Origin of the sequence: Paractinoplanes toevensis (assembly GCF_018332695.1) — a bacterium.
Classification (GTDB): Bacteria; Actinomycetota; Actinomycetes; order Mycobacteriales; family Micromonosporaceae; genus Actinoplanes; species Actinoplanes toevensis.
Genome location: NZ_BOQN01000099.1, coordinates 26336 through 43848, shown reverse-complemented (window position 1 = coordinate 43848; position 17513 = coordinate 26336). Strand labels below are relative to the sequence as shown.

Sequence of the window (17513 nt, the reverse complement as noted above, 5' to 3'; positions counted from 1 at the left end):
CCTTTCCCGCGTCCGATTTCCCGCGGGACTACAGCAGCTTCCCCACGTGGGCCTCGATCTCGGCGCGCAGCTCCCGGCGGCTGATCACCGCGCGGGCCTCCTCCAGGGCCGGAGCCAGGAAGATGTCCGGGCCCGGCTCGCCCGCGAACGGGGCCACGGCCGCGATCGCGGCCCGCCCGGCCGGTGACGGGGCGAGCGGTGCCCGCAGTTGCAGGCCGCGCACCGCGCTGAGCAGTTCGACGGCGAGCAGCGAGGTCAGGTTGTCCAGCACGGTCCGCAGCTTCTTGGTCGCGGCCCAGCCCATCGAGACGTGGTCCTCCTGCATGCCGCTGGTCGGCAGCGAGTCGGCGGAGGCCGGCACCGCGAGCCGCCGGTTCTCGGCCACGATGCCCGCCGCCGTGTACTGGGCGATCATCAGACCGGAGTTGACGCCGGCGTCGGGTGACAGGAACGGTGGCAGTTCGCGGGACCGGGTCACGTCGAGCAGCCGGTCCACCCGCCGTTCGGCGATCGCGCCGACCTCGGCGGCCGCGATGGCCAGGAAGTCGGCGGCGAACGCGAGCGGCTCGCCGTGGAAGTTGCCGGTCGACTCGACCCGTCCGTCCGGCAGCACGACCGGGTTGTCCACCACCGAGATCAGTTCCCGGCCCGCCACCTGGGCCGCGAAGTCCAGGGTGTCCCGGGCCGCGCCGGCCACCTGCGGGGCGCAGCGCATCGAGTACGCGTCCTGCACCGCGTGCGCCAGGTCGTCCCGGTGCGAGTCCATGATCCGCGAATCCTGCAGCAGCTTGTGGATGTTCGCGGCCGAGGCGGCCTGGCCGGGGTGCGGCCGGATCGCGTGCAGCTCCGGCAGGAACGGCCGCTCGGAGCCGAGCATCGCCTCGATCGCGAGCGCCGTGGTCACGTCGGCCATCGAGAACAGGTGCCGCGCGTCGTCCAGGGCCAGTAGCAGCATGCCGAGCATGCCGTCGGTCCCGTTGATCAGCGCGAGCCCCTCCTTGGCCGCCAGCTCGAGCGGTTTCAGTCCGGCATCCCCCAGTGCGTCGGCGGCGTCGACCCGCCGGCCGTCCGCGGCCAGCACCCAGCCCTCGCCGAGCAGCACGATCGCGCAGTGGGCGAGCGGCGCCAGGTCACCGGACGCACCGAGCGAGCCGTGCTCCGGCACCCACGGCGTGATGTCGTGGTTGAGCAGGTCGGCCAGTCCTTGCGCGAGCTCCGGCCGTACCCCCGAGTGGCCGAGTGCCAGCGACCGCAACCGCAGCAGCATCATGGCCCGCACCACCTCGCGCGGCATCGGCGCGCCGATGCCGGCCGCGTGCGAGCGGATCAGCGCGTGCTGCAATTCGGCCCGGCGGGACGGGTCGATGAACGTGCTGGCCAGGGCGCCGAAGCCGGTGGAGACCCCGTAGACCGGCCGGCCGGACGCCTCGATCTTGTCGACGATCGCGCGGCTGGTGGCCATCGCCTCGACGGTGGCCGGGGCGAGCTCGACCTTGGCGTCCTCGCGGGCGACCGCGACGACCTCGGCGGGGGTGACGCCGGTGGGCTGAACAGTGATCATTGCGGTACTCCGTTGTGCAGAACAGTGCGAACCAGGGGAACTCCGGGCCGGTAGGCCAGGTGCAGGTGGGACGGTGCGTCCAGCACGATCAGATCGGCGCGCGCTCCGGCGCGCACGAACCCGACGTCCTCGCGCCGAAGGGCGCGAGCTCCGCCGGCGGTCGCGGCCCGCACGGCCTCGGCCGGGGTCATTCGCATTTCCCGTACGGCGAGGGCGATGCAGAACGGCATGGAGGACGTGTACGACGAACCGGGGTTGCAGTCGGTCGCCAGCGCCACGGTCACGCCGGCATCGAGGAGTCGCCGCGCGTCCGGGTAGGGCGACCGGGTGGAGAACTCGGCCCCCGGCAGCAGTGTGGCGACGGTGTCCGAGTCGGCCAGCGCCTCCACATCGGAGTCGTCGAGGTGGGTGCAGTGGTCGACGCTGGCCGCGCCGAGTTCCACGGCGAGTTGCACGCCCGGCCCCGGCCCGAGTTGGTTGCCGTGCACCCGCAACCCGAGCCCGGCGTCGCGGCCGGCGGTGAGGATCGTGCGCGCCTGATCCTCGTCGAAGGCGCCACGTTCGCAGAAAACATCCATCCACTTCGCGTACGGCTTGGCGGCCGCGAGCATCGGACCGCACACCATCGAGACGTACCGCCACGGGTTGTCGGCGTGCTCGGCCGGCACGACATGGGCTCCGAGCAGCGTGGTCTCCTCGGTGAACTCCCGGGCGATGCGCAGCGACCGAGCCTCGTCCTCGACCGTGAGCCCGTACCCGCTCTTGATCTCGATGGTGGTGGTGCCCTGCCGCCGGGCCTCGACGACCAGCCTTTCGGTGGCCTGCCGCAGCTCGTCGTCGGTGGCCGATCGGGTCGCGCCGACGGTCGTGCGGATGCCGCCACCGGTGTAGGGCTCGCCGGCCATCCGTGCCGCGAACTCGGCGGCCCGGTCCCCGGCAAAGACGAGGTGGGCATGGCTGTCGACGAACCCGGGCAGCACCGCCGCTCCGTCGACGTCGAACCGCCGGTCGGCCGCCGGCGCGTGGAAACTCGGCCCGACCCAGGCGATCCGATCGCGGTCGATCAGCACGGCGGCCCTGCGGCGCAACCCGAGCGGTCCTTCGCCACCGTCCTCATTGGTGACGAGCTCGCCGATGTTGTCGATGAGCAGAGTGGTCATGACCGGGCCTCGGCGAGCGACAGGGCCTCGGACAGCGCGCGCGGGACGTCGATCGCGGTGTGGCGGCCGTCGGTGACGATCGCGCGGCCGTCGGCGATCACGTGGGTGACGTCGGCGGCGGTCGCGGCCAGGATCGCGGCGGCCGGGTCGGAGCCGGCCGTGCGGACCGAGTCCAAACGAAGGCAGACCAGGTCGGCACGGTTGCCGACGACGATCGTGCCGGCGTCGGCCCAGCCGATGGCGGCGTGCGCGGCGGCCGCGGTGATCAGCTCGGCCGGGGTGAACCGGCCGCGCCGCCGGGTGGCCAGGCGCTCGTTCATCTCCAGGGCGCGCGCCTCCTCGAGCATGTCGATCACGGCGTGGCTGTCGCTGCCCAGGCTCAGTGGGGAACCGGCGTCGGCCAGGTCGCGGGCCCGGCCGATGCCGTCGGCCAGGTCGCGTTCGGTGGTCGGGCACATGCAGATGCCGGTCCGGGTGCTGCTGAGCAGCTTCACGTCGTGGTCGGTCAGATGGGTGGCGTGCACGGCCGTGGTGTCCGGGCCGAGGATGCCGTGCCGGTCGAGCAGCTCGGTGGGGGTGCAGCCGTGCACCGCCCGGCACTGCTCGTTCTCGGCGGGCTGTTCGGAGAGGTGGACGTGCAGCGGCCCACGTCCGGCCAGCGCCGCGAGGTGGTGCGCGGGCACCGCCCGTACGGAATGAATTGCCGCACCGATCACCGCGTGCGGCGCGGCCGCCAGCCCGGCCACCCGCCCGGCCCAGCGTTCCGGGTTTTCGTCGCCGAAGCGGCGTTGAACGCCTTCCAGCGGCTTTCCGTCCACACCGGACTGCAGGTAGAGCGTGTCCAGCAGGGTGATCCGGATGCCGGCCTGACGGGCGGCCTCGATCAGGGCGTGGCCCATGGCGTTGGGATCGGCGTAGGGCGTGCCGTCGGGGGAGTGGTGCAGGTAGTGGAACTCGCCGACGGCGGTGATGCCGGACAGCGCCATCTCGGCGAAGACCGCGCGGGCCAGCCGCAGGTAACCGTCCGGGTCGAGGGTCGCGGCCACCCGGTACATGAGATCGCGCCAGGTCCAGAAACTGCCCGGCCCGCCGGTGTGGGTGCGGCCGCGCAGCGCCCGGTGAAAGGCGTGCGAGTGGGCGTTGGCGAACCCGGGCAGCACCAACCCCGGCAACCGTTCCCCGCCCGAGCCGGGGCCGACCGCGGCGAACCGGCCGTCGGTCACCTCGATGCCGACGTCCCGCTCGATCCGGTCGCCCAGCCAGGCGTAGTCGGCCCGGTAGACCGTCATGTCAGCTCGCTCAGGACCCGGGCCAGGGCGTCGACCCCCGCGGCGCAGTCGGCGGGCTCGGCGAACTCGGCCGGCGAGTGCGAGATGCCGGTCGGGTTGCGGACGAACAGCATCGCCGTCGGTACCAGGGCGGACAGCACCCCGGCGTCGTGGCCGGCGCTGGTCGGCAGGATCGGGGCGTCGTCCAGCAGACCGGACAGGCGGTGGGCCAGCGCTGTGTCGAAGGTGACCTCGGCGCTCAGCGACTCGGACGTGACCGCGACCTCGGTGCCGTCCCGGCCGGCCCGCTCGGTGGCCCGCTTGATGACCGCCTCGACCAGCGAGTCCATCGTCGCGGTGTCCGCCGCGCGGGCGTCCAGCCAGCCCCGCACCAGCGACGGGATGGCATTGGTGGCGTTCGGTTCCACCTCGACCCGGGCCATCGTGGCGTGCGCTCCGGAGAGCCGGGCCTCCTTGTTGGCGGCCAGCACCGTGTAGGCGAAGGTCAGCATCGGGTCGCGGCGGTCGGCCATCTTGGTGGTGCCGGCGTGGTCGCCGTGCCCGGTGAAGTCGAAACGCCAGCGGCCGTGCGGCCAGATCGCGCTGGCCACGCCGACCGGGACCTCGAGCTGGCGGCCCTGTTCGATGTGGAGTTCGACCAGGGCACCGATCCGGGATTGCAGGCCGGGCAGCGGACCGGCCGGGGTCGCACCGAGTGCTTCGCCGAACGTCACGCCGTCCTGGTCGGTCAGCGCGGCGGCCTTCGACGGGGTGATCGCGCCGGACAGCAGCCGGGAACCGAGGCAGGGCAGCCCGAAGCGGCCACCCTCCTCCTCGACGAACGCGACCACGGCCAGTGGCACCGACGGGGTGTGGCCGGCCGCGCGCATCTGGTCGATGGCCAGGAACGCGCTGACGATGCCGAGCGGGCCGTCGAAGCCGCCGCCGTGCGGCACCGAGTCGAAATGCGATCCGGTGAGCACGGCACCGCGTCCCCACGCCGCGCCCCACCAGGCGAACAGGTTCCCGTTGCCGTCGTCGGTGACCGGCATGTCACGGCGGTCGGCCTGGTTGCGGAACCAGTCGCGCAGGACAAGTTCGGGTTCGTCCAGCGCGTACCGCAAATAGCCGCCGCTGGACGCTCGGCCGATGGCCTCGATCTCGGCCCAAAGGGCCGAAAAGACCTTTTCGCTCATCGCGACATCGGGATGTGTACGCCGCCGGCGGCGGCCGACTCGTAGCCGGCGTCCACGTGCCGCATCACGCCGGTGCCCGGGTCGTTGGTGAGGACCCGTTCGATCTTCTGGCCGGCCAGTGCGGTGCCGTCGGCCACGCACACCTGCCCGGCGTGGATGGACCGGCCGATGCCGACGCCGCCACCGTGGTGGATCGACACCCAGGAGGCGCCGCTCGCGGTGTTGAGCAGGGCGTTCAGCAGCGGCCAGTCGGCGATCGCGTCGGAACCGTCGAGCATCGACTCGGTCTCCCGGTACGGCGAGGCGACCGAGCCGGAGTCGAGGTGGTCGCGGCCGATCACCAGGGGAGCGCTGAGCGAACCGTCGGCGACCATGTCGTTGAAGCGGACGCCGGCCTTGTCCCGCTCGCCGTAGCCGAGCCAGCAGATGCGCGACGGCAGGCCCTGGAAGGCGACCTTCTCGCCGGCCAGCTTGATCCAGCGGGCCAGGGATTCGTTCTCCGGGAAGAGTTCGAGGATCGCCTTGTCGGTGGCGGCGATGTCCTTCGGGTCGCCGGAGAGGGCGGCCCAGCGGAACGGGCCCTTGCCCTCGGCGAAGAGCGGCCGGATGTAGGCCGGAACGAAGCCGGGGAAGTCGAACGCCCGGTCGTAGCCGGCCAGCTTGGCCTCGCCGCGGATGGAGTTGCCGTAGTCGAAGACCTCCGCGCCGGCGTCCATGAAGCCGACCATGGCAGCGACGTGCCGAGCCATGCTCGCCCTGGCCCGGTCGGTGAATTCCTCCGGTTTTGTCCGGGCGAACTCGGCGGCGTCGGCCAGGTCGATGCCGATGGGAATGTAGGAGAGCGGGTCGTGGGCGCTGGTCTGGTCGGTGACGATGTCGATCGACACCCCCCGCACCAGCAGCTCCGGCACGATGTCAGCGGCGTTGCCGACGACGCCGATGGACAGCGGCGACTTTTCCGATTTGGCGGTCAAGGCCTGCTTTATCGCGTCATCGAGGTCGGACGCGATCGTGTCCAGATACCGGGTCTCGACCCGGCGCCGCAGACGAGTGGGATCGATGTCGATGACCAGGCAGACGCCGCCGTTCATGGTCACGGCCAAGGGCTGCGCGCCGCCCATGCCGCCGCAACCCGCGGTCAGCGTCAGCGTCCCGGCCAGAGTTCCGCCGAACCGCTTCGCCGCCACCGCCGCGAACGTCTCATAGGTGCCCTGCAGGATGCCCTGCGTCCCGATGTAGATCCACGAGCCCGCGGTCATCTGGCCGTACATCGTCAGCCCGAGCTTCTCGAGCCGGCGGAACTCCGGCCACGTCGCCCAGTCGCCCACCAGGTTGGAGTTCGCGATCAGCACCCGTGGCGCCCACTCGTGCGTCTGGAACACCCCGACCGGCTTGCCCGACTGCACCAGCAGGGTCTCGTCGCCCTTCAACCGGTCCAGTTCCCGGACGATCGCGTGGAACGACGGCCAGTCGCGCGCCGCCTTGCCGGTCCCGCCGTACACCACAAGATCTTCTGGCCTTTCGGCCACGTCGGGGTCGAGGTTGTTCATCAACATCCGCTTGGCGGCCTCCTGAGGCCAACCCAATGCGGTGTACGCGCTGCCGTGCGCGGCCCTGATCTCGGACATCGACCTCTCCTACGCCATGAACACGTGCCGCCGAGCGGCCGTCTGCTCGAACTCCTCGAGACGCCCCTGCGCCAGATCCGGCGCCGCGTCACACATCGCTTGCAGAAGTACCATCGCCATCGCCATCGGCCCGGTGTGCAGGTCGAACACCAGTTGCGTGCCGACCGCCGCGGGCAGCACCACGTCGGCCAGCTCGGCCACCGGGCTGACCACCGAGTCGGTGATCGCGACGATCGCCAGCCCGGCCCGGCGGGCCTCCCGGATCACCTCGAGCGACTCGCGCGGATAACGCGGCAGCACCACCGCCAGCATCGCCTGCGCCCCGGCCGCCCGTGCCTGGTCGAGCCGGTCCGGCAGGGGTGCGTCGAGCACTCGGACGTCAGGGTGCACCTTAGCCGCGAAATACCCGAAATATCCGGCCAGTGGCGCCGCCGCCCGCAGGCCCAGCACCGGCAGCGGCCGGCTGTTCATCAGCAGTCGCGCGGCTCGTTCCACATCATCGAGCTGGGCCAGCTGGTCGTGCAGTCGGTTCAGGTGAACGGCCTCGGCCCGGACGGCCAGCTGCATGGCGTTGCCCTCGGCCACCGGCTCATCGCCGCCGCCGGTGAGGTCGCGCAGCTCGCGGCGCAGCGCCGGATAGCCGGAGTAGCCCAGCGCGATGGCGAACCGGGTGACCGACGGCTGGCTGACGCCGGCCAGGTCGGCGACCTCGGCCGCGGACAGATAGGCGGCCTTGGCGGCGTGCTCGACGAGGCAGTGCGCGATGCGGCGCTGGGTCGGCGTCAGTCGCGCACCGTGAAACAGGTCGAGCACCGACTTGATCACGCCTTCATTCACGCCCCGCAGCATATGCATAAAAAATTTCAGAAACCAGAGCCGTGCCGTCGATGGGAACCGCGCTGCCCGTGCCTCCCCGAGCGGCCGGAAGATCTGATCGCGCTATTAGGCTGCGGGTATGCGGATCGCGACCCTCGCCACGTACCCGGTCAAGGGCTGCCACCGGATCGAGCACGACGTGGCCGAGGTCGAGCCCTGGGGGCTGACCAGCGACCGCCGCTGGATGATGGTCGACGACGACGGGGTGGGAATCACCCAGCGTGATCTTCCACTGCTCACTCAACTCCGCGTCCGGGTTCGCGACGGTGGCTTGGAGTTGTCGGCGCCGGGGATGCCGGACCTGACCGTGGCCGAGCCGGTCGACGGGCCCAAGGAGTTCGTGCGGGTCTTCAAGCGGCACGCGCCGGCACCCGCCCGGATCGCGGAGAGCGCGTGGAGCAGCGCGTTTCTCGGGCGGTCGGTGCGACTGGCCTGGCAGGCCGACCCGGGCGGCCGCAACGTGGCCGGCTCGTCGTCGGCGGCCGAGCCGGTCAGCTTCGCCGACGGCTATCCGATGCTGCTGGCCAACACCGCCTCGCTGGACGCGCTCAACGACTGGCTGGTCTCGGCGGGCGAGGAGGCGGTGCCGATGACGCGTTTCCGGCCGAACCTCGTGGTGTCCGGCGCCGGGGCCTGGGCCGAGGACGACTGGTCCGCCCGGGAAGTGCGCCTGCGGATCGGGTCGACCGTGCTGCTGGCGTCCACCCCCTGCCCGCGCTGCCTGGTCACCACGATCGACCAGGAGACCGGCGAGAAGGGCCGGCAGCCGCTGCGGATGCTGGGGCAACGGCGGCGCTTCGGCTCCGGGCTGCACTTCGCGATCAATTTGATCCCCATCACCGTGGGGTCACTGCGTGTCGGTGACGAGGTGACTGTGCTGTCACCGTCTGGGTGAAGCATGTCGCATGTGTCTTAGGTCTGTCTTAGGAACGTTGCCCGCGGTGCCGCCGCCGCGAAGGATCCCTCAGCGTGACCGGACCTCGCCTGCTTTCGCCCCGCTGGCTCGCCGCCGGCGGCGCCGTGATTCTCGCCGCGGTGCTCGGCGTGGCCCTTGTGCTGCAGAACAGTGGTGCCGCCTGCGCGTCGCCACCGTCCACATCGGCTAAAACCGGCAAAGCGACCTTCTACGACCTGGGTTCCGGCACCGGAAACTGCTCGTTCCCCTCGTCGCCCGCCGACGACCTGTTCGTGGCGCTCGGCCCCGACCAGTACTCGGCCGGCGCCGCCTGCGGCACCTACCTCGACGTGACCGGCCCGAAGGGCAAGGTGCGCGTCAAGGTCACCGACTCCTGCCCGGAATGCCCGGTCGGTCACCTCGACCTCAGTCGCACCGCCTTCAAGAAGATCGGCGCCGAGGTCGCCGGAATCATCCCGATCACCTACAAGACGGTCACCACGGCGTCCGCGCCCGGCCCGATCAGCGTGCGGGTGAAGGAGGGCTCGTCGCAGTACTGGCTGGCCGTCCTGATCGACAATCACGTCACCCAGCTGAAGTCGGTCACGATCAACGGCAAGACCACCCACCGCGAGGACTACAACTACTGGGTCAACGACGGTGGCGCCGGCAGCGGCCCCTTCAAAATCAAGATCACTGATGTGTACGGGCATTCGACCACCATCAGCGGCATCAAGCTCGCGCCCGAGACGACGCAGAAGACCACCGCCCGGCTGGCAACCGGCACCTCCGGCTCGGCGGCGTCCACGGTCACGAAGAAGGCGACCGCCAAGCCCACCAAGTCGTCGCCGTCCCCGTCGCCGGCCAAGTCCTCGGCCTCGGCGGCCCCGCTGCCCGAGTCGACCACCACGGTCGAGCCCGTCCCGACCACCGAACAGCCCGCCGAGGCGGCCGTGGACCTGGCCGCCTCCTCCTGCAAGTAGAGCTTCCGCGCCCCACCCCGCCGCGCCCCGGTCACCCCCCAGATCCGGAGCGCGCGGCCGCCGGCCGCCGGCGACGACGCATCCTCACCCCAGGCGTCGTCGACCCGGCGGCCTCGGCCTTGGTCTAGGTGTTACCGCAGGTCCAGCCACATCGAGATCTCGTCCCGGTCGTCGTCCGGGGCGACCCGAAGAGCCCCCGGGATGCGGCCCACCTCGCGGTAGCCGAGCCGGTCGTAGAAATTCTCGGTGCCGTTCCCACCCCGGACGGTAACGGCCAGCCCGGCCAGCCCCATCTTGCGGCCAAGGCCCTCGGCCTCCCGCATGAGCGCGGCGCCGTAACCCTTTCCCTGGCTGCGCGGAGTCACCATGACCCGCTTCAGCACCCGCCAGTGATCCTTGAGCCCGAACCGGTTGTCGGTCACGAACAGCAGCGCGACGGGCTCCCCGCCGTCCACCCCGATCAGCAGCCGGTCGAGCCCGGCCCGCACTCCCGCGAACGCGGCCTCGGCGACCGGCCGCACCTCCTCGGCCGTGACCGGAGCCACGAACCCGACCGCCCCGCCGGCATTGGTGACCTCGACCCAGAGCGCGAGAATCCGCGCCGTCAGGTCCCCGTCCAGTTCCGGATCTACTACGAACTCGACACCCATATCGTCATCCTGCCCCGCCGAGCCAGGTCGACATGAAGGAGGCCGAGGCGGAGATGAACAGGGTGCGGTCGAGCGGTGCGGGCTCGGTCAGCCAGGCCTCGACGACGCCCACCTCGCCGTGCGCGATGAAACGACTGAAGGCCTTCCGACGCCACTGCGGTGAGCCGGCGCCGTCGGGCAGCAGGCGCGGGTCACGGTCGAGCCACGCCAGGGCCGAACCGGCGAAGTGCTCCACCAGCAGGCGATTGAGGACGGCGCTGCGCTGCCCGACCAGTCCGGTGCGGTAGAGGTCTTCGAAACGCTGCAGATGGTCGGCGAGTTCCCCGGCCGAGCGTTCCCAGACCTCTCGGGCCGGCGCACCGGCGATCCAGCCCGTCCGGATCCGGTCGAGGTCGGCGTAGAGCACCTCGGCGAGAACATCGGCCGGCGACGCGGCGTGCTTGTAGAAAGTGGTGCGGTTGATCCGGGCAAGCCGCACGACATCGGCCACCGCGATGTCCTCGACCGGATGCTCGGCGGCCAGACGCAGTACGGCCTGGCTCAGACTCTCGCGGGTGCGCCGCACGCGCACATCGACGTCAGCGGACACCATCGAAGCTTATCAGCCGCCCTGACCAGCGGTAAGCGACACCTGTTGCTTTTCTTTTCAGTCGCGCGCACACTCGAAATCTCGCGTTCCTGGAGGAAGACATGAAGGCATCCGTAACCACAGGCCTGGGTCAGGGCTTCGTGCTCGAGGAGATCGACCTCGCCGACCCGATCGGCCACGAGGTCCGCATCGAGGTGAAGGCCTCCGGCCTCTGCCACTCCGACCTCAGCGTCGCCACGTTCATCGGTGGCGCGTTCCCGGTCGTGCTCGGCCACGAGGTCGCCGGCGTGGTGACCGCCGTCGGACCGCAGGTCACCCAGGTCAAGGTCGGCGACCACGTCGTCGGCAGCCTGATCCAGTACTGCGGCGCCTGCGTGAACTGTCTCGCCGGCCGCTCCTACATCTGCCTGCACCCGTCGGCCACCGAACGCGCCACCGGCTCCCGGCTGTCCTGGAACGGCGAGCCCGTCGCCCAGGGCATGGGTCTGGCCGGCTTCGCCCAGGAGGCGCTGATCCACGAGAACCAGTTGGCCGTCGTCCCCGACGAGATGCCGTGGGCGCCCGCCGCGCTGATCGGCTGCGGCGTGCTCACCGGTGCCGGCGCCGTCCTGAACAGCGCCAACGTGCGACAGGGCGACACCGTCGTGGTCATCGGCGCGGGCGGCGTCGGCCTCAACGCGATCAGCGGCGCCCGGCTGGCCGGCGCCGGCACGATCATCGCGACCGACATCGAGGACGCCAAGCTGGACCGGGCCAAGGCCTTCGGCGCCACCCACGTCATAAACAGCCGCACCATCGACCCGGTCGAGGCCGTCCGCGACCTCACCGGCACCGGCGCCGACCACGTCTTCGACTTCGTCGGCGTCCGGCCGGTCACCGCGCAGGGCGGACAGATGCTCGGCAAGGGCGGCGGCCTCTACCTGATCGGGGTGGGCGCGATGGATGCCGGAATCGAGGTCAGCGCGCTGGTGGCGCTGAGCAACTCGCAGAAGGTGCAGGGCGTCTACATGGGTTCGTCCGAGCTGAAGCGCGACATCCCGTTCTACGCCTCGATGTACCTACAGGGCCGGATGAACCTGGACGACCTGATCACCAAGGAGATCGGCCTGGCCGACATCAACGCGGGTTACGACTCCCTGAAGGACTCCAGCACCGCCCGGGTAGTAATCACCGACCTGTCATAAAGCGCGGTGCGGAAGAGGGGACTCGAACCCCTACGTTCTTTCGAACACTGGGACCTAAACCCAGCGCGGCTGCCAATTACGCCACTCCCGCCCGTTTTGCCCCACGAGGCAAAAGCGTTGAGGCGATTCTAGACGGTTGCAGGTCAAGTCATGGACGCGCGGCCTGGGAACGATTCCCCTACCCGGGCACGGCGGCCGCCTTGCGGGTCGATGCCGCATGACGGCCGCCGTGGGAGCGGGGGACCTGCCGGTCCGTTAGTCGTGCTGGTCTGATCGGCAGGAGTGGGGCGAACCTGTGGAAAACGGTCAGTCGATTCCCAGGTCGCGGCGGAGCTTGGCCACGTGGCCGGTGGCCTTGACGTTGTAGAAGGCGTGTTCGATCGCGCCGTTCTCGTCGATCACGAAGGTCGAGCGGATCACGCCCTGCACCGTCTTGCCGTAGTTCTTCTTCTCGCCGAAGGCTCCGTATGCCGTCAGGACACTTTTGTCCTCGTCGCTGACCAGCGGGAACGTGATGGCGTCGCGCTCGCGGAACTTCGCCAGCTTGGCCGGGGCGTCGGGCGAGATGCCGACCACCTCGTAGCCCGCCGCCTGCAGCGACGCCAGCGAGTCGCGGAAGTCGCACGCCTGGGTGGTGCAGCCGGGGGTCATCGCGGCGGGGTAGGCGTAGAGCACCACCTTGCGGCCGCGCAGGTCCTTGAGGGTGAGCCGGTCGCCGTTGTCGGTCGGCAGCGACCATTCGGGCGCGGTGTCCCCGGCAGAAAGTCGGGCGGTCTCAGTCATGCGACGAACGATAGACCGGCCCACCGACAAGCCACGCGACCCGGCGGCGGCGCGGCGTTGAGGGCGCGACGGGATCGGAGCCGGACCGGCCGTGGCGTGGCGTGGCGTTCAGACGGCAACGGGTGCGGGGCGGCGGTCGGCGGGGGCGGGCAGGGCGGCGCGCAGCCGGAGCACGCCGGTCAGGGCCAGCGCGGTTCCCGCGCCCAGGGCGACGGCCACCGCAGCGCGCGGCAGCCAGGCCGGGCCGGCGGCGGGAAGCACGGCCGCGTCGAAGGCGCCGATCTCGGTGAAGCCGGCGAACAGGGCCACCGCGGCACCGGCCAGCGTGAGGAAGAACGGGGGATGCCGGTAGGCCGCCGCGATGGCGAGCAGGCCGACCGTGATGAGCAGCAGGGACGGGGAGGTTCCGTCGAGGGCGGTGCTCACGGCGTACACAAGCGGGCAGATCGCGGCGATCAGGGTGACCGGCCGCACGGACCTCGGCCATTTTCGCAGCAGGGCGAAGGCCGTCAGGCCGGTCAGAACCGCGACCGACCACCAGAGCCAGGCTTTCGGCGGCGGCTCCCAATCGAGGGTGCCGGTGATCGCGAAGGTGCGCACCTGCACCCGCAGCGGCACCTCCCAATCGCGCAGGCGATGGGCGCGGGTCGGATCGGCCCGCGCCGGCGGCGGCAGGCCGGCGCTGAGCCAGTGGGTGCGCTGGTCATGCCAGCGGACGCTGGTCGCGCCGGAGATCCGGCGCCAGCTCGGCGCGGCGGTGGGGTCGGCCGAGGAGGGTACGGGCGTGTCGCCGGCCAGGGTCTCATTGATGTACGCCGCCGGAGAGTTGACGTTCTCCCAGGTGCCGTCGGGTCTGATGTCGAGGTAGGGCTCACCGGAGTAGCCGAGGACCTCCACCGAGTGCCCGGTCTTGTTGGTCAATTCCAGGCGTGCGCCGGCCTCGACCGTGCGGACCGTCAGGCCTTTCTCCGGCGTGCTGATCCCGGTGATCGTGGTGCGGTAGGCGGTGGCGTCGGGCGCGTCCCCTCCGTGCGCGAACGCGGGCGTGGCCGGCGCGAGGAACGCGCCGGCCACGATCACGAAGAGGGCGAGCCGTCTCACCCCGCGGCCGCCTGGACGGCCGCGCTGAGCTGGGCCGCCGTCGGGATGCTGCCGTTGCTGCCCTGCAGCTGCTTGCCGGCCACGACGATGGTCGGGGTGCCGGTGTAGCCGCGCGACGAGAACGTGTCGGTGACCTTGCCGGCCCACGCGGTGTAGGTCTTGTCGTTGACCGCGGTGGCGAAGGCGTCGCCCAGCCCGACGCTCTTGCCCAGCTCGATCAGCTTGGCGTTGTCGAGGCCGTCGCTGTTCTCCTCGGGCTGGTTGTCGTAGAGGACCTTGTGGTACTCGCTGAACTTGCCGCCCTCGGCCGCGGCCGCGGCCGCACCGGCCGAGCGGGTCGAATACTCGGTGCCGTTGGAGGCGCGGTCGAGGATGGCCACCGGGTGGTAGCGCGCGGTGATCTTCTTGTCCGCGATGAGCTGGGTGATCGTGTCGGCGGCCTGAGTCTCGAACTCGTGGCAGATCGGGCACATGAAGTCCTCGTAGAGGTCGACCGTGACCGGGCCGGTGCCGACCGCGAACGCGGTGCCGTCGTCGACGGCCACGGTCGGCGTGGTCAGCTTGCTCGCGTCGGTGCTGTCCTGCTTGGCCACCACAGCCCAACCGATCAGACCGGCGAATACGAGTACGGCTACGACCGCGACCGACGTCCAGATCGTCACGCGACGGCGGCGCTCGGCCGCCTTCTGCTGTTCGACGATGCGTTTCGCCGCCAGTCGGTCGCGGTTGCCCTTGCTCATCGTTCTCCCATCAGAAGGCCGTCCATCGAGAACCGGGTGCGCGGCTTCCACAGCAGAATCCCGGCGAGCAGCAGGAAACCGGCGTCGCGCGCGATGTCCAGGCCGTACTGCGCGGTGCGCCCGGCGGCCAGATCACCACCGGAGCTGAAGCAGCCGCAGTCGATCTGCAGCCCCCGGGCCCACGCCGAGATGATCCCGACGATGAAGACCACCAGGAGCAGCGCGGCGATGGCCGCGCTGAGCCGCACGGCGAGGCCGATCAGCAGCAGAAGGCCGACCGCGATCTCGAGAAACGGCTGAATCGCACCGATTACCTTGGCGGTGTCGTAATCCATCAGCCGGTAGGCGTTGACCGCACGGGCCGACTCGTCCAAGTCGGTGATCTTGAGCGCGCCGGCGACCAGGAACACCGCGGAAAGCCCGAGCCGAGCCACCGTGGAAATCCACGGCCACGCCTTACCCCAATGCATTTTCACGCCCAGTTAGTCGTTGTCCTCGCTCAGCAGGTTCCACCATTCTGCTGAGGTTTGGCTGGGAATCGGCAGGGTCGAAAGACCCTGTCACACCGCCCGCGCCTGGGACACCGCGGTGACCAGTTCGTCCCGGGCCCGGGCGACCCGGGAGCGGATGGTGCCGACCGGTACGTCCTCGACCTCGGCCGCCTCGGCGTAGGACAGGCCGAGCACCTGGGTGAGCACGAACGCGGTGCGTCGTTCGTCACTGAGCCCGCTCAGCAGGTCGGCGGTGCTCAGCCGATGGGCCGGGTCGGGCACCGGCAGATCGGTGCGGGCCTGTTCGGCGAGTTTCGCGTCGAGCCGGCGGCGGCGGACCACCGCGCGCAGATGGTCGGCGCAGGTGCGCCGGGCGATGCCGAGCAGCCAGGTGCGCACGCTCGAGCGGCCCTCGAAGGACGGCAGCGCCTTGAACGCCCGGAGAAAGGTCTCCTGGGTGAGGTCGTCGGCGGCCCCCGGATCGACCAGCGCGGCGGTGAACCGCCACACCTCGGCCTGGGTGGCGCGGACCAACGCCGCCTGGGCAGCCGGGTCCCCGGTGCCGGCCGTCAAGGCCAATCGCGTCGTCGGATCCTGCCCTTCCATGACCGCAGATGGTACGGGAACCAGAATTGTCGGTGGCTTCTGGAACCATGTCGGACGCATCGGCGACTACCCGTCGGTGGGAGCTTCTGACCGGATCGGGGACGATGGCGCGCATGACCTTTGATCGTCGCCGAGCCCTGGCGGGTGGTTTCGGCCTGCTGATCGGGCTGTTCCTGGTGCTCCTGGGCCCGGCCGCACCGGCCAGCGCCCATGCCGCGCTGGTCGCCAGCGACCCCGGAAACGGCACGATCGTGCCCGACGCGCCCAACAAGGTGACGCTGACCTTCAGCGAGTCGGTGCAGTTGGTGACCGGAAAGGTGCAGGTGCTCGCGCCGGACGGCTCGCGCGCCGACCAGGGCGAGCCGACGGTCGACGGCGGCACGCTGACCATCCCGCTGCGCTCCGGCGGCGGCCGGGGCACCTACCTGATCAGCTTCCGCGTGATCTCGGCCGACAGTCACCCGGTCGGCGGCAGCATCACCTACTCGGTGGGCGCGGCCTCGGCGCCGCCGACGGCGGCGGTCGACGACAGCAAGGTCGACCCGGTGGTCCGGGCACTGATCCCGGTCGGGAAATATTTGGGGTACGCAGGTCTGGTGCTCCTGGTCGGCCCGGCGCTGGTGCTGGCCCTGCTGTGGCCGCACCGCCTGTCCCGGCGCGGCCCGTCCCGGGTCATCTGGACCGGTATGGGCCTGGTCGGGTTCAGCACGCTGGTGGCGATCTGGCTCCAGGTCCCCTATTCGCTCGGCACCGGCCTGTTCGACGTCCGGCTCGGTGACCTGCGCGACGTGCTGGGCAGCACGTTCGGCGCGGTGATGCTGGTGCGCATCGGCGTGCTGTGCGCGGCCGCGCTGCTGCTGCGCCCGCTGCTGACCGGCAAGGGCGAGTCGAAGACCGACCTGGCGTTGCTCGGCGTGCTCGGGGTGGCGGCGCTGGCCACCTGGCCGCTGACCGGGCACCCGACCGCCTCCCCGGTGGCCGGCGTCTCGGTGGTGATCGACGCGATCCACCTGGCCGCCATGTCGGTGTGGCTGGGCGGCCTGGTCATGCTGGGCGGGTTCCTGCTGCGCCAGGCCAACGAGCGGGAGCTGTCCGCGATCCTGCCGATCTGGTCGCGCTGGGCGGCCACCGCGGTGACCGCGCTGATCCTGGCCGGCGTGGTGCAGGCGCTGATCGAGGTGGCCTCGCTGGACGGGCTGGTCAACAGCACCTACGGGCGGCTGATCCTGGTCAAGGTGGCCCTGGCCGGCCTGGTGCTGGGCGCCGCCTGGTTCTCCCGGCGGCTGGTCCGGTCGAAACAGGCCGAGGCCGAGCCGCGTGGCCTGCGCCGCATCGTCGGCATCGAGCTGGCGATCACCGCGGTCGTGCTGGGGGTGACGGCGGCGCTGGTGCAGATCGCCCCGCCGCGCACCGCCGAGGCGGCCGAGACCGGCTCGACGAGCTCGACCGTCTCGCAGACGCTGACCAGCAGCACGATGGCGATGCAGGTCGACATCTTCCCGGCCGCGGTCGGCAACAATTCGATCCATCTGTACGCCTACACGCCCGACAACAAACCGCTCACCGTCGTCGAGTGGACCGGGACGGCGGCACTGGAGTCGAAAGGCATCGAGCCGATCCAGATCCCGTTGCTGCGGATCACCGATTTCCACGCGGTCGGCGATATCGCGCTGCCGTCGGCCGGTCAGTGGACGTTCAAGTTCACCGCCCGCACCAGCGACATCGACCAGCAGACCCTCACGATGACCGCGAACATCTCCTGATTTCCGCTGCTCACGGCCCGGCTCCCGGAAGGGAGTCGG

Annotated in this window: 17 protein-coding genes and 1 tRNA gene; 4 read left to right on the top strand and 14 right to left on the bottom strand. The window is 70.8% G+C overall.

Going from position 1 to position 17513, the window contains the following annotated elements:
* Positions 1-28 precede the first annotated feature (28 nt).
* The 6 genes from hutH to Ato02nite_RS37785 are packed head-to-tail and all read right to left on the bottom strand — an operon-like array spanning position 29 to position 7650.
* On the bottom strand, positions 29-1561 hold the full coding sequence (hutH, locus tag Ato02nite_RS37810) for a histidine ammonia-lyase (protein WP_213011497.1): 1533 nt from the start codon (positions 1559-1561) through the stop codon (positions 29-31).
* Positions 1558-2721, bottom strand: coding sequence for an imidazolonepropionase (hutI, locus tag Ato02nite_RS37805; protein ID WP_213011496.1), 1164 nt, complete (start codon positions 2719-2721; stop codon positions 1558-1560). The genes hutH and hutI overlap by 4 nt, the downstream gene beginning before the upstream one ends.
* The gene (locus Ato02nite_RS37800) at positions 2718-4010 is read right to left on the bottom strand and encodes a formimidoylglutamate deiminase (RefSeq protein ID WP_213011495.1); all 1293 of its coding nucleotides are present in this window, start codon (positions 4008-4010) and stop codon (positions 2718-2720) included. Before Ato02nite_RS37800 ends, hutI begins: the two co-directional genes overlap by 4 nt.
* Positions 4007-5185 carry an allantoate amidohydrolase gene (locus tag Ato02nite_RS37795; protein ID WP_213011494.1) on the bottom strand — a complete coding sequence of 393 codons (1179 nt, stop codon included), beginning with the start codon at positions 5183-5185 and terminating at the stop codon, positions 4007-4009. Before Ato02nite_RS37795 ends, Ato02nite_RS37800 begins: the two co-directional genes overlap by 4 nt.
* A complete protein-coding gene (hutU, locus tag Ato02nite_RS37790) occupies positions 5182-6813 on the bottom strand; it encodes a urocanate hydratase (protein WP_213011493.1) in 1632 nt (543 codons plus the stop codon). The genes Ato02nite_RS37795 and hutU overlap by 4 nt, the downstream gene beginning before the upstream one ends.
* 9 nt (positions 6814-6822) lie before the next feature.
* The gene (locus tag Ato02nite_RS37785) at positions 6823-7650 is read right to left on the bottom strand and encodes a MurR/RpiR family transcriptional regulator (protein ID WP_213011492.1); all 828 of its coding nucleotides are present in this window, start codon (positions 7648-7650) and stop codon (positions 6823-6825) included.
* Positions 7651-7768: 118 nt separating this feature from the next.
* On the opposite strand from Ato02nite_RS37785, the gene Ato02nite_RS37780 reads away from it, so the two are divergent.
* Positions 7769-8584, top strand: a complete 816-nt coding sequence (locus Ato02nite_RS37780) for an MOSC domain-containing protein (protein ID WP_213011491.1) — start codon at positions 7769-7771, stop codon at positions 8582-8584.
* 74 nt (positions 8585-8658) lie between these two features.
* Positions 8659-9567 (top strand): expansin EXLX1 family cellulose-binding protein, encoded by a 909-nt coding sequence (locus Ato02nite_RS37775; RefSeq protein WP_213011490.1) that lies wholly within the window; start codon positions 8659-8661, stop codon positions 9565-9567.
* Positions 9568-9698: 131 nt separating this feature from the next.
* Here Ato02nite_RS37775 and Ato02nite_RS37770 read toward each other — a convergent pair whose 3' ends face one another.
* Together Ato02nite_RS37770 and Ato02nite_RS37765 are read right to left on the bottom strand one after the other, a co-directional pair.
* Complete coding sequence (locus Ato02nite_RS37770; protein WP_213011489.1) at positions 9699-10217, bottom strand: GNAT family N-acetyltransferase; 519 nt, start codon at positions 10215-10217, stop codon at positions 9699-9701.
* Between the two features lie 4 nt (positions 10218-10221).
* The gene (locus Ato02nite_RS37765) at positions 10222-10806 is read right to left on the bottom strand and encodes a TetR/AcrR family transcriptional regulator (protein ID WP_213011488.1); all 585 of its coding nucleotides are present in this window, start codon (positions 10804-10806) and stop codon (positions 10222-10224) included.
* 101 nt (positions 10807-10907) lie between these two features.
* Here Ato02nite_RS37765 and Ato02nite_RS37760 point away from each other — a divergent pair, with 101 nt between their 5' ends.
* Positions 10908-11990 carry a zinc-binding dehydrogenase gene (locus Ato02nite_RS37760; RefSeq protein WP_213011487.1) on the top strand — a complete coding sequence of 361 codons (1083 nt, stop codon included), beginning with the start codon at positions 10908-10910 and terminating at the stop codon, positions 11988-11990.
* A 7-nt stretch (positions 11991-11997) separates the two neighbouring features.
* Here the strand turns inward: Ato02nite_RS37760 and Ato02nite_RS37755 are convergent.
* The 6 genes from Ato02nite_RS37755 to Ato02nite_RS37730 form a co-directional block, all read right to left on the bottom strand.
* A tRNA-Leu gene (locus Ato02nite_RS37755) sits at positions 11998-12081 on the bottom strand.
* A gap of 215 nt (positions 12082-12296) precedes the next feature.
* Entirely contained in the window at positions 12297-12773 is a 477-nt protein-coding gene (gene bcp, locus Ato02nite_RS37750; protein WP_213011486.1) for a thioredoxin-dependent thiol peroxidase, read from the bottom strand.
* 108 nt (positions 12774-12881) lie between these two features.
* Positions 12882-13874: a hypothetical protein gene (locus Ato02nite_RS37745; RefSeq protein WP_246607922.1), complete on the bottom strand. Its 993-nt coding sequence runs from the start codon at positions 13872-13874 to the stop codon at positions 12882-12884.
* Positions 13871-14614 (bottom strand): DsbA family protein, encoded by a 744-nt coding sequence (locus tag Ato02nite_RS37740; protein WP_213011485.1) that lies wholly within the window; start codon positions 14612-14614, stop codon positions 13871-13873. The genes Ato02nite_RS37745 and Ato02nite_RS37740 overlap by 4 nt, the downstream gene beginning before the upstream one ends.
* Complete coding sequence (locus Ato02nite_RS37735; protein WP_213011517.1) at positions 14611-15084, bottom strand: MauE/DoxX family redox-associated membrane protein; 474 nt, start codon at positions 15082-15084, stop codon at positions 14611-14613. The genes Ato02nite_RS37740 and Ato02nite_RS37735 overlap by 4 nt, the downstream gene beginning before the upstream one ends.
* A 90-nt stretch (positions 15085-15174) precedes the next feature.
* Positions 15175-15711, bottom strand: coding sequence for a sigma-70 family RNA polymerase sigma factor (locus Ato02nite_RS37730; RefSeq protein ID WP_213011484.1), 537 nt, complete (start codon positions 15709-15711; stop codon positions 15175-15177).
* A gap of 104 nt (positions 15712-15815) precedes the next feature.
* On the opposite strand from Ato02nite_RS37730, the gene Ato02nite_RS37725 reads away from it, so the two are divergent.
* Positions 15816-17474, top strand: coding sequence for a copper resistance CopC/CopD family protein (locus Ato02nite_RS37725; protein ID WP_438873101.1), 1659 nt, complete (start codon positions 15816-15818; stop codon positions 17472-17474).
* Positions 17475-17513 lie beyond the last annotated feature (39 nt).